Annotated in this window: 17 protein-coding genes; 13 read left to right on the top strand and 4 right to left on the bottom strand. The window is 55.0% G+C overall.

From position 1 onward, the window contains the following. Window positions 1-42 precede the first annotated feature (42 nt). From BLS60_RS15910 to BLS60_RS15890, 6 genes are all read left to right on the top strand, one after another. Window positions 43-1,239 (top strand): acetyl-CoA C-acetyltransferase, encoded by a 1,197-nt coding sequence (locus tag BLS60_RS15910; protein WP_092369900.1) that lies wholly within the window; start codon window positions 43-45, stop codon window positions 1,237-1,239. Further along, on the top strand, window positions 1,236-1,793 hold the full coding sequence (locus BLS60_RS15905) for an NADPH-dependent FMN reductase (protein WP_092369897.1): 558 nt from the start codon (window positions 1,236-1,238) through the stop codon (window positions 1,791-1,793). The genes BLS60_RS15910 and BLS60_RS15905 overlap by 4 nt, the downstream gene beginning before the upstream one ends. 607 nt (window positions 1,794-2,400) lie before the next feature. Beyond that, complete coding sequence (locus tag BLS60_RS15900; protein WP_092369894.1) at window positions 2,401-4,425, top strand: methyl-accepting chemotaxis protein; 2,025 nt, start codon at window positions 2,401-2,403, stop codon at window positions 4,423-4,425. A 1,356-nt stretch (window positions 4,426-5,781) separates the two neighbouring features. Then, window positions 5,782-6,153, top strand: coding sequence for a hypothetical protein (locus tag BLS60_RS15895; protein ID WP_092369891.1), 372 nt, complete (start codon window positions 5,782-5,784; stop codon window positions 6,151-6,153). 221 nt (window positions 6,154-6,374) lie between these two features. Next, a complete protein-coding gene (locus tag BLS60_RS21375) occupies window positions 6,375-6,881 on the top strand; it encodes an ankyrin repeat domain-containing protein (protein WP_143024615.1) in 507 nt (168 codons plus the stop codon). Window positions 6,882-7,197: 316 nt separating this feature from the next. Beyond that, complete coding sequence (locus BLS60_RS15890; protein WP_092369888.1) at window positions 7,198-7,704, top strand: hypothetical protein; 507 nt, start codon at window positions 7,198-7,200, stop codon at window positions 7,702-7,704. 12 nt (window positions 7,705-7,716) lie between these two features. Here the strand turns inward: BLS60_RS15890 and BLS60_RS15885 are convergent, their stop codons facing one another. Beyond that, window positions 7,717-8,211 (bottom strand): hypothetical protein, encoded by a 495-nt coding sequence (locus tag BLS60_RS15885; RefSeq protein WP_092369995.1) that lies wholly within the window; start codon window positions 8,209-8,211, stop codon window positions 7,717-7,719. A gap of 697 nt (window positions 8,212-8,908) precedes the next feature. Here BLS60_RS15885 and BLS60_RS15880 point away from each other — a divergent pair. Continuing rightward, a complete protein-coding gene (locus tag BLS60_RS15880) occupies window positions 8,909-9,118 on the top strand; it encodes a hypothetical protein (protein ID WP_092369885.1) in 210 nt (69 codons plus the stop codon). A 121-nt stretch (window positions 9,119-9,239) separates the two neighbouring features. Here BLS60_RS15880 and BLS60_RS15875 read toward each other — a convergent pair whose 3' ends face one another. After that, a complete protein-coding gene (locus tag BLS60_RS15875; RefSeq protein ID WP_092369882.1) occupies window positions 9,240-12,329 on the bottom strand; it encodes an error-prone DNA polymerase in 3,090 nt (1,029 codons plus the stop codon). 85 nt (window positions 12,330-12,414) lie between these two features. Between BLS60_RS15875 and BLS60_RS15870 the strand changes: the two genes are divergently transcribed. After that, entirely contained in the window at window positions 12,415-13,098 is a 684-nt protein-coding gene (locus BLS60_RS15870; RefSeq protein WP_092369879.1) for an SOS response-associated peptidase family protein, read from the top strand. A gap of 278 nt (window positions 13,099-13,376) precedes the next feature. Here the strand turns inward: BLS60_RS15870 and BLS60_RS15865 are convergent, their stop codons facing one another. Then, window positions 13,377-13,736: a hypothetical protein gene (locus BLS60_RS15865; RefSeq protein ID WP_092369876.1), complete on the bottom strand. Its 360-nt coding sequence runs from the start codon at window positions 13,734-13,736 to the stop codon at window positions 13,377-13,379. A 24-nt stretch (window positions 13,737-13,760) separates the two neighbouring features. Then, entirely contained in the window at window positions 13,761-14,219 is a 459-nt protein-coding gene (locus BLS60_RS15860; RefSeq protein WP_092369873.1) for a helix-turn-helix domain-containing protein, read from the bottom strand. Window positions 14,220-14,389: 170 nt separating this feature from the next. Between BLS60_RS15860 and BLS60_RS15855 the strand changes: the two genes are divergently transcribed. The 5 genes from BLS60_RS15855 (at window position 14,390) to BLS60_RS15830 (ending at window position 17,628) form a co-directional block, all read left to right on the top strand. Further along, on the top strand, window positions 14,390-15,112 hold the full coding sequence (locus tag BLS60_RS15855) for a metallophosphoesterase (protein WP_092369870.1): 723 nt from the start codon (window positions 14,390-14,392) through the stop codon (window positions 15,110-15,112). 18 nt (window positions 15,113-15,130) lie between these two features. Continuing rightward, entirely contained in the window at window positions 15,131-15,397 is a 267-nt protein-coding gene (locus BLS60_RS15850) for a hypothetical protein (RefSeq protein ID WP_092369867.1), read from the top strand. Between the two features lie 57 nt (window positions 15,398-15,454). Continuing rightward, window positions 15,455-16,171: an HAD family hydrolase gene (locus BLS60_RS15845; protein ID WP_092369864.1), complete on the top strand. Its 717-nt coding sequence runs from the start codon at window positions 15,455-15,457 to the stop codon at window positions 16,169-16,171. 179 nt (window positions 16,172-16,350) lie between these two features. Then, window positions 16,351-16,845, top strand: coding sequence for a hypothetical protein (locus BLS60_RS15840; protein WP_092369861.1), 495 nt, complete (start codon window positions 16,351-16,353; stop codon window positions 16,843-16,845). Between the two features lie 363 nt (window positions 16,846-17,208). After that, window positions 17,209-17,628: a hypothetical protein gene (locus BLS60_RS15830; protein ID WP_143024614.1), complete on the top strand. Its 420-nt coding sequence runs from the start codon at window positions 17,209-17,211 to the stop codon at window positions 17,626-17,628. Window positions 17,629-17,645: the final 17 nt, after the last annotated feature.

The following is a 17,645-nucleotide window of genomic DNA, read 5'->3' as shown; positions in this document are numbered from 1 at the left end:
TCCGCTTGCGGATGTCGGTTCGCCGTGCCTGTGAGACTTGTTATGAGCGACGCCGTAATCGTGGCAGCAGCGCGTACACCCATCGGACGTTTTCAGGGGATTCTGGCCAGCGAGTCGGCCGTCGATCTGGGGGCGCTGGTTATCCGCGCGGTACTAGAGCGCAGCGGCCTGGCGGCCGATCAGGTCAATGAGGTGATCATGGGCCAGGTACTGACCGCCGGCGCCGGGCAGAATCCGGCGCGGCAGAGCGCGATTCGCGGCGGGCTGCCCTACACCGTGCCGGCGATGACCATCAACAAGGTCTGTGGCTCCGGCTTGAAAGCCATCCAGCTAGCGGCCCAGGCGATTCGTTGCGGTGATGCCGAGGTGGTGATCGCCGGAGGTCAGGAGAGCATGAGTAACGCGCCTTACTTGCTGGAAAACGCCCGCAGCGGGCTGCGCATGGGCCACGGCCAGTTGCGAGACAGCATGCTCCACGACGGTTTGTGGGATGCCTTCAACGATTACCACATGGGCATTACCGCCGAGAACCTGGCGGAGCAGTACGGCATTACCCGTGAGCAGCAGGATGCCTATGCGCTCGAGTCCCATCAGCGGGCTGTACGTGCGCAGAGCGATGGGCGCTTTCGCCAGGAGATTGTTCCGGTTCCGGTGAAGGGCAAACGTGGCGCGAGGTTGCTGGTCGACAGCGACGAGCAACCGATGTCGACCGCCTCGCTGGAAAGTCTGGCTCGCCTGCGTCCTACGTTCCAGGCCGAGGGCAGCGTGACCGCTGGCAATGCGTCACCGCTGAACGATGGCGCTGCAGCGGTGATCCTGATGAGCGAGGAAAAGGCCCGTGCCCTGGGGCTGCCAATCATGGCGCGCATCGTCGCGTTCGCCAGCGCCGGTGTCGACCCGACGGTGATGGGCATCGGCCCGGTGTTCGCCACCGACCTTTGCCTGCACAAGGCCGGCTGGAGCCTGGAACAGCTCGATCTGATCGAAGCCAACGAAGCCTTCGCGGTTCAGGCCCTGGCCTTGCAGCGTGAGTTGGGCTGGGATCTGCAACGCGTCAACGTCAACGGTGGTGCCATCGCCCTGGGCCATCCACTGGGTGCATCCGGCTGCCGGGTGCTGGTCACCCTGTTGCACGAAATGCACCGGCGTGACCTGCGTCGTGGGCTTGCCACGCTGTGCATCGGTGGCGGTCAGGGCGTGGCATTGGCAATTCAACGTGATCAGGAGCAGCGACCATGACGACTATCCATCTGCTGGGGCTCTGCGGCAGCCTACGCAGCGCTTCCAGCCACGAAATCATCCTGCGTACAGCCGCCGAGGAACTGCTCCCGGCGGACGTCCAGCTACACCTGCATCCGCTGCACTGCATTCCGCTGTATAACGAAGATCACGATGGCGACGCAACGCCCGGTGCCGTGCGGGCGCTGCGTGATGCAGCGCGTCAGGCCGATGGCGTGCTGCTCGGTTCGCCGGAGTACAACCATGGCATGTCTGGGGTCATGAATAACGCCCTGGACTGGTTGTCTCGCCCCCACGGTCGCTCGGCTCTCAAGGAAAAACCGGTGCTCAGCTTCACTGCGTCGCCGGCGTTTACCGGTGGCGTGCGAGCCCAGCAGCAGCTCAATGAATCGCTCTGGGCTATGCAGGCGGTGCTGGTGCCTTATCCGCAGATCGTGATAGGCAGTCTCAGCACTAAGCTCAGTCAAGGCCGCCTGACGGATGAGGCTGCGCGGCAATTTCTAAGATTAGGTATTGAGGCAATGATTGCGCTCATAAAGATCGACCGAGCCTAGGATACAAGCTAACGGGCGAGGGAGTTGGAGGAGTGTGTTCGTTCGCGTGACCACGAACAAGGGCATATGTCAGGTCGTACAGCGGTGCCATCGTACATGCGCCATGGTCACTCGAAGACGTGAAGTCCATGGGAGAGACCCTTTCACTTCCGCAAGCAGAGCTCGTTTGTCCGAGGGCTAGTCAGCCGTCTTAGAAATCTATTGCACTGATGAGTTTCTTTATGTGTTTTGGATGATGTCTTTGTGACATCTTTCAAGCCTGCCTTCTGAGCACAGCAACATGCCTCTATCCGAATTTTGCCACCGAGAGATGGGATGAGTCCTAGCTTTTGCTGTACCAGTTTGGGTAACTGCCGCCTGCGGTCGAGCCAGATCAAGCCGCACTGGGAAAGAAGAGAATACGTCCGTCGGCCAAGTGAAATATTAAGTTGCAACTTTATTGGACTGCAATCAATCCTACGCACGATACCGATAATGGCCTACTGACATTACTGGTGAGCTACCGTTCAAAAAGGCGCGCCGACCGGGCGCAAGGAAAGCTCCCTTGAGAAACTGAATGTTCTCGCCACCAAAATCCTAAGCCGACCCTATGAGGTCTGTGAGACCTATGAACATCCTTGCTCCTGCCATCCATATAACCAGCCGGTTGCGCTTTCCGGCAAAATTCGTACTGCTCGCGGTGATCGTACTGATTCCATTGACGCTGCTTGGTCTACGAGTTCTCACGCAAATCAATAACAGCATCGAGGGCATCCGCGCAGAGCAGGTCGGCCAGAGCTATCTGATGGATGTCACGCCCGTGCTTCGCTTGTCGATGTTGGAGCGCGCGCTCACCAATCGGCTGCTCAGTGGCGATCAAACAGCGCAAGCCGACCTTTCAGCCAACCGGATAAAGCTGCAGGAGGCCTTCTCGAAACTGCAAGCTACGGATCGGCAGCTCAACGTGACCCTCGAAACGGGCGACCGTGTGGAGCGTCTGCGTGCAGATGCGCAGCAACTGATTGATCGTGCCAAGGGGGATGCCGACCAGGCCGAGCTTTTCGATGCCTGGAACGACCAGGTTGGTAAAACCGTAAATTTCGTCTATTTCGTGAGCGCCACATCAGGGATGGTGCTGGATGAAGACTATGCGTCGTTGTTCATGATCGACCAAAGTACCTTGAGGTTGCCACGGCAGATTAACGTGGTCGGGCAGCTCCGCGGGTTGGCCAGTGGCCTGCGGGAGGGCCAGCCCATGGCTGACGGCACCCGCTCCTCGTTGAGGGCATTGCTCAAGCAGGAAGCGCAGGTTCGCCAAGAGCTTGAACAAAGCCTGAATCTCCTGCGCCGAAGGGAATCCGCCCTGGCCGACAGGATTCAATTACCGATCTCCAGCGCTTTGCAGGCACTGGACGCTTTCCGTAGTGACCTCGAAGTGATGCTTCGCTCTTCTGGTGACAGGGTGATGGGTGTTCAAGGGGTAGTGGCCAAGGGAAACGCAGTGGTCGCCGATTTGTATAAAGCCCAGGATGTCCTGCAGGACGAGTTGATGACCGCCCTGGATCTAAGAGCCCACAGCAGGATGTCCGAAAGGCTGTTCATTCTGGGTATGTTCACGCTCATGGGCTTGCTGCTCGCTTACGTCTTTTGTGGCATCTACGGCTCCATGCGCAAAGCCATCGGGGAAGTGCTGACGGCTACGCGTCTGATTGCTCAGGGTGATCTCACCGCCCATGTGCAGGTGCAGGGTAAAGACGAAATGGCGGACGTGGGCACAGGTTTCAATAACATGGTTCAAGCCTTTCGCGCGTCGTTGGCTCAGGTCGAGCAGAGCTCGCATGCGGTATCTGAGGCGTCACTGCGTATGGGCGCATCCATCGAGCGTGCCAAGCAGTCGATGAATGCTCAGCAGGGTGAAACCGAGCAGGTTGCCACTGCCATCAACGAGATGACCGCGAGCGTCGCGGATGTGGCCCAGAACACCGAAGGTGCTGCACGTGCTGCCGGGCAAGCCAGCCAGGCTTCAACCAATGGCCTTGCCGTGATGCAGGGCACCCGTAAGACCATTGAGGCCCTGGCCAACGAGGTCGAGCTCAGCTCGCAGAAGGTCTCTGCCCTTGCGGTACACAGCCAGGAAATCGGTGGCGTCATCGAAGTCATCCGCAATATCGCTGATCAAACCAACCTGTTGGCTTTAAACGCGGCGATCGAGGCGGCGCGGGCTGGCGAGCAGGGCCGTGGTTTTGCGGTGGTCGCCGACGAGGTTCGAACGCTGGCGTCGCGCACTCAGGGTTCGACCGAGGAAATCCGCCGCATTATTCAGGAGCTACAGTTGGCCATGTCGGCGGCCGTGGAACAGATGAAAACGGGCAAAGACAGGGCGCAGGAGTGCGTACAGTCAGCCGATCAAGCATCAAGGAGCCTGGGTGCTATCAATGATGAAGTCGAACTGATTGTCGGCATGAACACCCAGATCGCCAGTGCTGCCGTTCAGCAACACGCGGTGTCGGAAGACATCAACCGCAATGTCACCGAGATTCGTAACGGTAGCATCGTGTTGTTAGAGGGAATCGAAGAGAACGCCCTGACTGCGGAAGAGCTGTCCCGGTTGGCGGGGGAACTGCGTACGGTCGTCTCACGGTTCAAAATCTAGGGTGAAATTTCGTTCTGTGTGATGAAGCTTTGGAACTGCTGACTCGCGCAGTGCAGTGGTCGATAGAGCGACTTTGCACGCATCGGACAGGGCGCTATGTGTACCTCCAGCGTAGCTCTTGAGTCGTCTCTAGATTCGTAAGTTGCGCTTGCTACCGATACGAGTTACATGTCGTCTGCCTGTGGTAGTCGGCTTGTGGCCGATTGCGACCTGCGGCCACTGGCAGGTGGTTGGTGTCCGCAGAGGGGCATTCCGTCGAACCCCGTCCGCTTGCTCCGAGAATTTGTAGGCACGCAGCTCCCTTTGGAGATACCTGAAAGCCCGCCTTAATGGCGGGCTTTTTTGTATGGCACCATACAGCCCTGCGATGGACAACTATTGGCCGTTAGCGACGGCCTGACTTCGACCGTCGCTATGCATGGTCAAGCCTCGGCCTACGCTTGAGCAGCTTCCTACCCGCTAGCGATCAGCAGAAACCAGCCCCAAACGGATAGTTTGCAGCGACCCGCGCAGACTATCCTTGGGGTATAAGGATATCTGCGGAACCTAAGGCGATTAGGGGCGGTACAGAAAATCTCGCTCGGCGTGGCGCTGGCATGGTTTTTACACTGTGATTGTATTTGTATTCGCCGTCGGTGTTTATTTTCTAGCTAGGGTGCAGGCTATGAATGTTAGCTGTCCTGGGTTCACTGTCGGCTGTTATCTGGTAAAAGCTGAGTTAGCCAAGGGACATCAGTCTAAATGGTAGCTCTGATTTATATCATTGGCATATTGATCTCTACCGGCGCAAGTCTGTGGGTGAGTCGATTTGTTTTTCAAAGGTAGTTACTGGGCTCGAAGCCCTTTTGGTGGTGGCAGGGGGGGATTGTATGAATGAAATAAATCCAGCTTGTTTTTCAGGCAAGATGATTGGATAGATTATTTATAAATTAGTTGAAGGGAGTCAGCCGATTATGTCGAGCAAGCAATCTGGCTCATCCAGAGCCTTGGTTAGAACTGCATCGTATTGGGCGATTATAGTTAGTGCGATTTCGGTTGTCATCGCTGCTGCTACAAGTGGCGACCTGTACAAGGTTTCGGTTCTTGTTTCCGGTGTAAGCATGTCATTCGCTTCCCTAATAACAGCAGTTATTTGTGTTTCCCTGAAAACCGTGCCTGGCGCGCCTAGTGACTATGGACGCGTGCAACCGACCCATTGGAAAGAAAAGCCCGTTCAGTTTTTGTTATGTATAGTATTGTTCGTTTCTGTTGCGGTGCTAATGCTGTTAATGACTCTCAAAAATTACAAAATGTTCTTCCCTGATTAGGTTTGCGCCTACATTTGAAGATCGAGCGGGATAGCGAGGAGAAGCGGTCTTGAAAATAGTTGTTATCGCTATCATTACAACTCTTGTGTATTTAGTTTATCTGAATTTTACTGCAATGCATCAGCCAATTGAAACTTTCAACTCCAGAGAGTGGAATGAAAGGTCTAATAAGTTTTTGACGAACGATCCTGGTTGCATACGCGGCGGCATGGCCTTGGATCTGATGGAAAGTAAAATTCTTACCGGTCTTGACAAGCCGGCAGTTCTGGAAGTCCTTGGAAAACCTAACCGAGCGGCGGCAACGTCTCTGGGATATGAGCTCGGCCAGTGCCATTGGGACTGGAAGGCCAGCTATTTGGAAATCAGCTTTGATAATGATTATTTGGTGAAAAAACTAAAATTGACATCATCAACGCTTTAAATTACTAAAACCGCTTAGCAGCAAATACTCGCCTCACGCAATAGGATTGATAGATGAAATGGAAGTTCAGGTGTGTTGTCAATTGTCCCGTCAGTTGTTTTCTATGCTCTGCCTAAGTCTTTATTCTTATTGCTACTCTGAGTGCACAGGAAATAAGTAACGGTGTATACGGCAGTGCTTTTCGTACAGAACCTAAGTCGATCAAAAATTCTGGAGACAATATGCGCCTGATTACTACCGGCCTGGCATCAATGGCTGCAATTTTTTGCTTGAGGGTTCATGGCGGTGAGCTAGAGGCAATGCAGACACTTAGTGAAGCTACCGCCGAAAAGCTATGCACGATTATTTATAGAGGCAAAAAAGAACCAATAGTCGCATTCACTGCTACTGCTTACAGCTTAAATGGCGTCGACAAAAATGAAGTGATTTATCTTATTGAAAAACAAATTGCTAATGGGTGTTCCCTTGATGCTCCCGATAGCGAAGGTACATCAGCGCTAAATGTGGCAGTCCTGAAGGCCGAACCAAATCTACTTAGTCATTTATTGAAAATGGGGGCGGATCCAGTGCAGCGAATTAGAAGCAATCGCCCTTGGGTGAATGGCCTAAACAGCTTCGAGTTCGCTGCACTGCTCTATAAGCACGATCCGTCACAGACACGGGATGAGGTCGCGCAAACTCTAGAAGAGTATCATCGACGTAATAACCAATCTGCAAAACGGAATTAGCATGGAGACGACAAGTAAAGAGTTTGAAGCGGGCGCAGAAGTTGGCAAAGACGACGCTGAACCTTACGCTAACAAGAGCTTTCGCTCTAGTGGTCATACTGGCTCGCACACTGCGATGTCTTAGGCAGTACTTTTTGAATCGCACCGGATTCTATAGGCTTCTAGTGATGCCTACTAACCTCTGTGATCGTCCGCTTTTGGCCGGTTTCTGCCTGTTGAGATCGTTACCAATTAGCAGCTACACAAGCCTCTCACGAATTACCGAAAGCCCCGCAGTGAGCGTAATATCGCCAGTCCACATGGCAGGAGGTAGAACATGTTCAACCAGCAGGCTTCAGCTTGGGAAGCTTCCATCGTCGCGGCCATCGCTGAAGAGCTGGATCAGCTCAGGTATCTGGTAAATGACAAGAGCGGCTCGACGGAGAAAGGTGACATCCATGCCCAGATTGATCGGCTATGCGGCCTCACCGACCTTGCGCACAACGAAGCAATCCCTTTCTCGGAATCGAGCAGGGTTCAGATCCGAGAACTGAACGAGATGGCGATGGGGATGATTCGGGCAACGCTCGACTTCACTCCGCCTAGTGAGGAGCGCGTACAGAGCCTTGAGCGTGAGGCGGCGCAGGGGCTTTTCGATGCGATTGCGCTCAATATCCCCCACCTAGCCCAAGGTGAGACGAGGAAATACGCGATTGCCCTGTCGACCAGTGCTTTCGAGGAGCTGCGAAAGCACATGGGTGACCACCCTGATTTCGAGATGATGAAACAGTTGGTCTTGGTTCAGGACTATCGGGTGATGAAGCTGGCTGGCGATAACCGCTAAAGGTGACCGCGCTCACGGGCGCGACCAGCGTAATCGTGCGATCGCTTTGAATTGAGGTATCCCAACCGACCCTCGCTCGTTGCGTGCTTTCGAGCCCGGCCTCGTGATTAAAGTCTCCACAGCCGGTCTTGCGGCTTCATAGATGGCGAACGCGTTAAAGTCGCAGTCCAAAAGAACCAGCTGAACGACGTCGAAAGGCTGTCTGAGGTCGATGGCGCCGACACGGCCAGTGATTTTTTTCGGATTGCCAATCACGCGTCCTTTGATTTGCACTCGGACAGCGATCCCATCTCTCATCTCTGTGGCGTCATAGCCGGCTGTACGTGCTGCATGTAAATCCAAGCCAAGGATCGCAGCAGCTTCGCATTCAGCAATCTCTCCCGTGATCCCTAGCGGCTTGCCAGTTAGTTGTCGGTACCGGACAGCAACTCGCTTTGCCTGCTCCACGAGCTCGGACACCTGCGCACGCCCGTCTTCGGGCGGCAGCGTAACGAGGGGATTGGTCATCACGGACTGCTCCATATTCTTCCTTCTCATGTGCCGATATTTTGCCCACGACCACAGAGAAAAATGGTGAGAGCTGGACTTGGCGGCAGTGGTGGCATCAGACCTAAATCCTGAACATTTCTCGGGTAGTGTCAGACAAAGCCACCGGTCGTCGGAGATCCGTCATTTTTTGGGGCTTTTTTAACTCCCCCCTAAAAAATTTTAAAGACGACGGAGTTTATATATTTGAGAGCAAAGAAAAAGCAGCGTAGCTCGGAGCACGGCAGTCCTAGACACTCCACGGTTTTACCTAGGCTTTTAGGCTTTTTTGCCATTTGCTCCTGGGCGTTTCCATGGTCTTGAACGACGGGCTAAGCTCTGGGGTAAGGGGGAGATCTGCCTTAAGGCCGCAGGCCGCACTGCTTTACCTTTGAAGACAAAGATCAAGAGCACAGCAGATCTCACTGGCGAGTAATTTCGTGTGATGGTTTCCCGTGCCGGACAATAGCCCGTTCATCACGCCGGACACCATCAGCACCCTGGCACTAAGGGTAATGATGTCCACTAGTAATCACGTGTGAGGGGCAGATGGTTACCAAGATTTTCAATTTTGTTGGCTAGATTTTCTTAACGACGACAAGATTTTTTTAAAATTCGCGCGAAAGGCTCAGAAAAAATTAACGAAAGGGGCCGCGCCACTAGGGGCGATTCGGAACGCGTGATCGATAATCTGAAAAGCGCTATCTGGCGCCTGGCCGCGCAGCGATATGGGGATGAGCTGCATGCCATCGTATGGGGCGCCCTGTCCGACTACAAACTCGCGCCTGGCTATGATCGCCGAAGCCGCATTCACTTCGATATGATGTATTTCCTCCCAAATCTTGAGGGAAATGATGCCGATCAGGTTCAGGAGCTCATGAGTGTTTAGATAAGAGCATCGGGGGCTTCGCTCATCGTTCTTAGTTCTAGTCGATACTTTTTAATGGCTGCTGCTGCCCGGCACCTGCCGGCGGATTTAGGTAGTGAGCAAAGGCTTAATACGCATGCGTCTAGTGAAAATTCCTACTCCTCACATCTAGCCCCTCCAGCAAGTCGCTCCTGTCCGCTAGATGCCCCGCGATCAAATGCACCACGCCCTCCTGATCCTCAAGTTTACCCTTCACCTGGAGCAGCTTCGAATGCACCAGGGCTGATCGATACTGCTCGGCCAAGTCTTTCCATACGATGACGTTGGTCATGCCGAACTCGTCTTCCAGCGTCACGAAAGTCACGCCGCTCGCCGTTGAAGGCCGCTGCCTGCCGGTCACTATCCCAATCACGGTGACATGATTGCAGTCCCCCATCTCCCGCAAATCCCGCGAGCTCTTCGCACGCATTCTCTTCAGTTGGGCCCTGAGTAACGACATCGGATGCGGCCCCAGGGTCGTGCCTGTCCGCGCATAATCCGCGTGCATGTTTTCCACGACGCTTGGCTCCGGAATCGCTACCGGTTTTTCATCGGGCTCCTGCGCAAACAGGGGCAGTGGCTGCTGCACCGCTGCGATTTCCCAACGCGCTGCATGGCGATGACCTGCTAGGTGCTTCAGCGCATCGGCCTCCGCGAGGAGCTCGCGTGCCTTGTGATCGAGCCCCACGCGCAGACAGAGATCTCCAACGCCTCCAAACGACTTCGCCTCCCGTTCGGCCTGAATCCTTCTGCCCACGGCTTCGGCCAGTCCCCTGACCATCCGTAGACCCAGTCGCAGCGCCGGCAGCCTTCGATCCAGCGCTTCCAGAGTGCAGTCCCAATCGCTCACAGTTACGTCGACAGGACGGATCTCAACACCATGGCGGCGAGCATCCTGCAGAACTTGGTCGGGACTGTAGAACCCCATGGGCCAGCTGTTGATGAGCGCGCATGCGTACGCCGACTGCTCATGGCACTTGAGCCAGCACGAGGCATATGTGAGCAGCGCAAAACTGGCCGCGTGGGACTCCGGAAAGCCATAACTGCCAAAGCCCTTGATCTGCTCGAAGATGCGAGCCGCGAACTCCTCGCTGTAGCCTCGTTCAAGCATGCCTTGGCGCAACCGGATCTGGTGCGGTTCCAGTCCACCGTGCCGCTTCCAGGCGGCCATGGAGCGCCTCAATTGATCCGCTTCACCTGCCGTATACCCAGCAGCCACAATCGCGAGACGCATCACCTGTTCTTGGAAAAGCGGTACACCCAGCGTGCGCTCGAAGACATCACGCAGCTCGTCACTTGGGTAGGTGACTTTTTCCTCACCATTACGGCGCCGTAGGTAGGGGTGAACCATGTCGCCGACAATCGGCCCGGGCCGCACGATGGCCACCTCGATCACCAGGTCGTAGAACGTCTTTGGCTTCAAACGCGGCAGCATCGACATCTGTGCTCGTGACTCGATCTGAAACACACCCAAGGTGTCTGCCTTGCTGATCATCCGGTACGTCGCAGCATCCTCGGGTGGGATCGTAGCCAGGGTCAGATCTCGCCGGTTGTAGCGGCGCAGGAGATCGAGACAGCGACGGATAGCGCTGAGCATCCCCAGAGCCAGCACATCGACTTTCATGAGCCCCAATGCGTCGATGTCGTCCTTATCCCATTGAATGATCGTGCGGTCTTTCATGGCCGCGTTTTCGACAGGGACGAGCGTGGACAGGGGATGTTCGCAGATCACGAAGCCCCCTGGATGCTGAGATAGATGACGGGGGAAACCCACGAGCTGCTCGGTAAGGATAAGCACCATCTTGACCTGTTTGTTTTCCGGGTCGAACCCGGCTTCATGGAGACGCTGATCAGGTGGCAGTTGATCGCTCCAGCGTCCGCAGCAATTCGCTAACGTCGTCACTTGGTCAGGCTGCCAACCAAGCGCTTTCGCAACATCTCGGATCGCGCCGGCAAAGTGGTAAGTGCTGGCCACGGCGGTCAGAGCCGCACGCTCTCGACCGTAGCGATTGAAGATGTACTGGATCACTTCTTCACGGCGCTCGTGCTCGAAGTCGACGTCGATATCTGGTGGCTCGTTACGCTCTTTGGAGATGAAGCGCTCGAACAGCATGCTCATGCGTGTTGGGTCGAGCTCAGTGATGCCCAGCGCGAAACAGACTGCGGAGTTTGCTGCTGAGCCGCGCCCTTGGCAGAGGATGTTTTGGCTCCTGGCAAAGCGAACGATGTCATGCACGGTCAGGAAGTAGCTCTCGTACTGAAGCTCCTCGATCAAGTGAAGCTCGGCTTCGATCTGGGTTTTCGCCTTGGGCGACACTCCGTCTGGCCACCGCCAAGCAGCACCTTCGTAAGTGAGCTCGCGCAACCAGGCGGCTGGCGTTTTTCCCTGAGGGACTACCTCATGTGGGTACTCGTATTTCAGCTCGCTTAGGTCGAACGTACAGAGCGACGCGATACGTACTGACTGAGCTAAAAGGTCTGATGGGTAGAGGTCGGCCAGGGTGGGAATAGGGCGTAAATGGCGCTCACCATTCTGGAACAGATGTCGGCCTGCTTCTGCGACGATGCAGTGGTGCCGGATGGCCGTCATCGTGTCTTGCAGAGCACGCCGCCCACGCACGTGCATGTGCACATCACCTGTCGCCACCAAGGGCATCTGAAGAGCTTCGCCCAGGCTGATCAAATCCTTGAGCTTCTGATCGTCGTCCGCATCTCTATGCAGCTCTGCGCCAATCCAGCTACGCCCTGGAAAACGCTCTGCCAACCATTGGCCGTGTAGCACCTCACAGCTCGCGTCTGGGATCCAGATAGCCAAAATCCCCTCGTTATCACCATTTAGGTCTGCACGGCTGAGCTCGTACTGTCCCTTCGGGCTGCGGCGCCGGCCAACTGTGATGAGTGCGCAGATCCTTTGATAGCCAGCCAAGTTCTGAGCGAGCAGAACGAGCTTAGGGCCGTCGGCTACTCTTACCTCAGTCCCTGTGATCAGCCGGACGCCGTATTCCTTGGCTGCTTGCCAAGCTCGGACGATGCCCCCCAGTGAGCACTCGTCGGTGATCGCCAGTGCTTCATAGCCGAGCTGGCCTGCTTTCTCGAAGAGTTCTCTGGCGCTCGAAGCGCCACGCTGAAAACTGAAATTGCTGAGGCAGTGGAGTTCGGCGTACTGGACTCGGGGACGAATTGAGGTATTCATGGTTAGCAGGCGTTACTGTATAGATATACAGTTTTGCTGTTGACCCGAAAGCGGGTCAATCTGATCCCGACGAGAGGAAATCGAGATGTGTGGACGACTCGCTCAGTACCGGGCAGCTCAAAAGTATCTGGCTTCATTGGGGCTGGATGTGCGCCCGCTCAGCCGCCTGGCCGAAGAGGATATCGCGCGCTATAACGTGGCTCCGCACTCGAAAGTCGATCTAATTAGGCCGACTGCCGCTGGTTACATCTGGACTGCGGAGAAATGGGGATGGACGCCAGCGTGGGATGCCAAACCGGCGCGGCGGGACATCAACGCGACGCGGGAGAAGGCAGCTAGGAGTAAGTACTTCCGGCAGATCTGGCCGCACCGTGCCCTAGTCTGCGTAGACGGCTGGTACGAGTGGTGCGTCGTCGACGGCGAGAAGACGAAGCAGCCGTACTTCATCCGCCGCGCAGATGATGAGCCCCTCTTTCTGCCAGCCATTGGGCAGTTCTCAGAGGCGGGCGTCGAGCCTGGGGGGCATGAGGGATTCAGGATCATCACGGCTGACTCTGAGGGCGGCATGCTCGATGTCCATGATCGTCGCCCCGTTGTGTTCGGCGAAGAAGACGCCCGGCAGTGGCTGTCAGATATCGGCTCCAAAGGAGCTGATCAACTGCTCCAGGAGCGCGCGCTGCCGGTAGCGGATTTCACGTGGTACCCGGTAAGCCGTGCTGTCGGCAGTGTTAGAAACGAAGGTAGGGCACTAATCGAACCAATCAGTTGATTGAGAACTGCCCACCGCCCGATCACTCTTGTCCGGAATCAGGCGCAAGATGCGCCCTGAGTGCTTCTGCAAGCTCCTCTAAAGCGCTCTCTAATCGGCGATCTTCTCTTGCGTCGCGAGAGCACGCCTTGAAGGCTAGGCAATGCCGGAGCAGGGCTTCCGCGTCGTTTGTGTTCAAGTCGAAAGAGATCATCTGATGCCTCAGAGCGAAAGGTCGTGATACTACCTCGACAGGTGAGATTCGTGCCTCGCGACGACTATTGTAAGCGCGCTGTGACCTAGAGCCCCAAGTCAACCCGAAACTTGATTTCAGGGAGGCGGGGAGTGAGCTCATCATCAGGCACTCGTCTGAGGATCTCGCTCGCGATCGCAATCCGAATATCTTTCAGCGCTCGCAAATGCTCGCGATTGAATGACCTGAAGTCATGCAAAAGTGCACGCCTGCCTTGCTTGATATCTTCCAACAGATGCCCTGCGACTTCAGACATGCCTTCTGGACTAGCAAGGCGAGGGATATCGCAATCGCGCATATCTCTTTGGATGTACTCGACGCTTCTGAGCACAAAGCCCTGCAGAACAGGCACGGCGAATAAATCCAACGCGCAGGCCCAAATTAATCGTTCTTCTTCGCGATTCATTCGCTTATCTACTTCCTGAAATTCTTACTCTGCAGATCTGTTCCAATGTCGGCCAACCGTCGATGTTGAGATATTGAGTCTTCTCGCTACCTCGGCCTGGCTAAGGCCCTGACCTTTGAGTTTCAAAACTGCGCGAGTGGTTTCATGTCCCCTGGCTGTAAGCGGGTGAACAGGGGCAGGCACCAGTGACGAAACCTTAGCATCAAGGAAATCATGCTGATCGAGCTCCTCGCTGGCTAACCTCAGCGCTTCGTGTGGAGTCGAACCTGCCCGGATGGCATACACGAGAGTGAGCAATGTGAGCGGCTGAATTTCCATCGCTTGGGCTAACAGCTCAATTGATTCAAGCGTGGCCGCGCTTTGTGCTCGTTCCAGTCGGCTGACCTGAGACTGATCTAGCTCAACAGCAAGCTTTCGCTGAGTAACCCCTTTGTGTGCCCTGAGCAACAGCAGGGCATCAGCAAGGGCCTGTCGGAGCAGCATGTGGCATTCCCGCAAATCCGACTGTATGACGCGTTTGAGTTATCCCTCACAAATGTATATATTCATCTTTGCGGGATGTCTCTGTTCATGTTGCGATACATCGCGCATCGCCAGGGGAGCATTGAGCAATTTATGCCTAAGTCGGCGAATCGAGACGGGCGCAGATTGGTATGAGAGTTTTGATTTATTCCGATCTCCATTTGGAGTTCGGCTTGGGCTTTGAGCCCCCGAATATCGATGTCGATCTAGTGATTTTGGCTGGTGATATTGGAAAGGGGGTACGGGCGGTGCAATGGGCTAACGAAGCATTCATGTGCCCGGTCGTGTTTATTGCAGGTAACCATGAGTTCTACAGCGGGCACATCGACCGGACTTGGCAAAAGATGAACGCTGCTGCAGCACCCCACGTACACCTCCTGCAAAACCAGGCGGTTGTTATCCAGGGGGTACGGATTTTAGGCTGCACAGCGTGGACAGACTTTTCGATTTCAGGTGATCCGGTGACCGCAGCTCATGTAGCTCAAGCTGAGATGAACGATTACAAGCGGATCCGGATTGGCGACAGCTACAGAAAGCTACGGCCTGCTGATTTGATTCAGCGCAACCGAGCCGCCTATGACTGGCTAACAACTGAGTTGGAGAGGCCATTTGACGGCAAAACAGCCGTGATCACGCACCACGCTCCGCTTGCTTGCATAGCGGGGGAAGATCACCTGAGTGCTGCCTACGCAAATGAATGGCCGGAGCTCGTGGCCAAGGCTGATGTTTGGGTTTTTGGCCACACGCACGACTCGACCGATGCAGAGTTTTACGGGTGTCGTGTGATTTCAAACCCCCGCGGTTATCCCGGCGAAGAGACGTGTTTTAAACCAGCCTTCGTGATTGATCTTTAAGCCACAACAGGAGTTGCTGTGCTGGATGTAAAAGCTATCCCTGCCAATGTAGAGCGGGCCTCACGCATCGACTGGGGTGTGCCCATCGATGCTTACCTCACTGAGGCGGCTAGAGTCGGCGATCGAGTCACGGCGACTCTCTTTCTTGATTTCGCCGGCGTGATAGGTAATGGCGAAACCGTAGTGACTCCTCCACTGCGGAAGATCACTTCGCGTGGTGATTTACAGCTCGTGCAAAGTGCATGCGGCCATGACCACTACATCATTGTCTCCGAGTGTGGCTGATTAAGCTCCGTTGTTGAGCAGGGAGCAGGGCCAGTCCGTTATTCAAGGAAGAGCCAGATGACCGCAGTTATTTTTGACGTCTTTGGGACGCTCATCCGCATCGAAGAAAGGCGAAACCCGTACCTCCAGCTCCTGCGGTATGGGCGTGAGCAAGGGCTCTCCCCGAGCAGCAAGCACCTACACATGCTCATGACGCGTGATCTCGGCTGGGGTGAAGCTGCCGACCGGCTGGGAGTTCGTGCGAACTACGTAAAGCTCAGGGAGATAGCTCAGCTGCTGCAACAAGAGCTTGAAAGCATGACGCTATACCCCGATGCCCTGGAGGCCATCTCGATGCTGCGAGAAGCTGGGATCAAGGTTGGTTTGTGCTCAAACTTAGCGTCGGAATATGGCCCAGCTGTGCGCGAGTTGTTGCCTGGGCTCGATGCCTGTGGCTTTAGCTACGAAATCGGCGCGATGAAGCCTAATCCAGTCATCTACCACTCGGTCTGTCGTGACTTAGGCGTACAGCCAGGGCAGCAATTGGGAGGCGCCCGTGTGGCGATGATTGGAGACTCGATCAGATGCGACCGGGATGGGGCTCGGGCGGCGGGGCTTGCTGGGTTTCATTTGAGTCGCAGTGGTAAGGGAGACTTTTCCAATCTGATAGATTTTGCTGAATGTATTTTGGAAGAGAAACGGATCGGATTTCTAAACGGGAAGCTTAAAGTTCCTGATGACTTCGATGGGTTGGGGCGAGCTTGTATTGAGCGCGGTTCTGAGGGTGAGCCATAAGTAGGACTCGTCTTTTGACGAGAGGTTGTCTGGAAGTCGCGTACTCCGTATGCCTGTGCTCAGTCGGATCTAGCTTTATTGAATGACGGCATTTATCCGATAGTTGTGTTCGCTGCTTACACAATAGGTATTACCTCGCCTAATTATTGGTTGATTCGCTTTTAGGGAAGGATCGCTACATGTCACAAATGCACAAAGTGGTAAGGGTTGTCAAAAATTATAAAGACAGCGTGAGAGGTAACTCTGCGACTCTTTTAAAGAGAGTAAGAGCTGAGGATGAATCAGGAGCCACGGTTTACTATAAAGACTTGCTTATTCCCGACTATCTCAAAAGTAAAGGGGCTTTCAGTAAAGACGTTCCTCGTACCTGGTACGTTAAAGAGACTTCCAAAAATGTGACCGTCGTTGTAGGGTTTGCAAAAAATAGCGGCGAGTTCTTTTATGATAACGATGAAATAAAAGGGATTGCTCGTGGCGCAAGAGTTCAGGGTGTAATATTTGGCGCCGCTGCTGTCCCGGCAGGAGTTATCGTAGGGATTGCAACTTATGGGGTGGGACTATTGATCACACCTTGGCTGTTGTTTTTGGCCTATCGCTTCTTCATTAAAATTCCTGCTGTGCTCGGGCAGAAAACTCTGCAGCGGGATTTTCAGGAGTTTGGGATCAAAATTTAGCGTTGTTGTCGGGCGGCATTAGTCGAGCAGGGTAGAACATGAGCTGGGAGGTGGCTATCGAAGACTGGGATGGAGAGGGCGCTATCCGCATTCCCGAGGAAGCGTTGCACAAGCTAGGCGTCAATGTTGGCGATAGCGTCTACCTGTTGGTTGAGTACGTCGGCAATGCCCGGTGCCTTGTACTCAGCAAAACTCGGGAGATCCCCGATCGCACCGATGGGCTCGTCCCGCATCGGGATCGATCTGGGCATGCGTAGCAGTGATCATGCCGGGCTACTCGTGGACACAGGGAGCGATCTATGAGGTCGTTGATAGACATCTACCTGGGCTTGGGAGCCTTCTTGAAACTGGCCGATTCAGACGATGGAAACGACTCAGATGAGTGGTGGTTGTGACGAGCCTGATTCGTCGCGCGAGGTTGACGAACAAGTAGGTCATTACGACGTGCCTCTGTGTCCAAATCGCTTAATTTTGGCTGTCGAGGCTGTGCGTGGGCCGGGCATTGCGCTCGCGTTGCTCCGAGAGCATCTGCAGCTGCGCGAAACCGCAACGATGGTGTTCTCTGCCTATAGCGACTGCTTCTTTTTGAGGCTGGACGAAATCGACCGCTTTCAGAACCGGCGTGTCGGCGGGCTGGAGGCGGTATCAACCATGCCGTTCAAGGCGGGCGAGATCTTCAAGTACGAGGTCGCGAGCTGGACGGTTTCAGATGTCGCTGCAGTTGAAGGCATGCAGGGTGTTAGGGCGCTTACAGCGCTTGGATTGATTCCCGACGCACCGTGAACGGGTGCTCCGCGCAA

Origin of the sequence: Phytopseudomonas seleniipraecipitans (genome assembly GCF_900102335.1) — a bacterium.
Lineage (GTDB): Bacteria > Pseudomonadota > Gammaproteobacteria > Pseudomonadales > Pseudomonadaceae > Aquipseudomonas > Aquipseudomonas seleniipraecipitans.
Note: the sequence above shows the minus strand (reverse complement) of the source record. Positions and strands in the feature narration are given on the sequence as shown.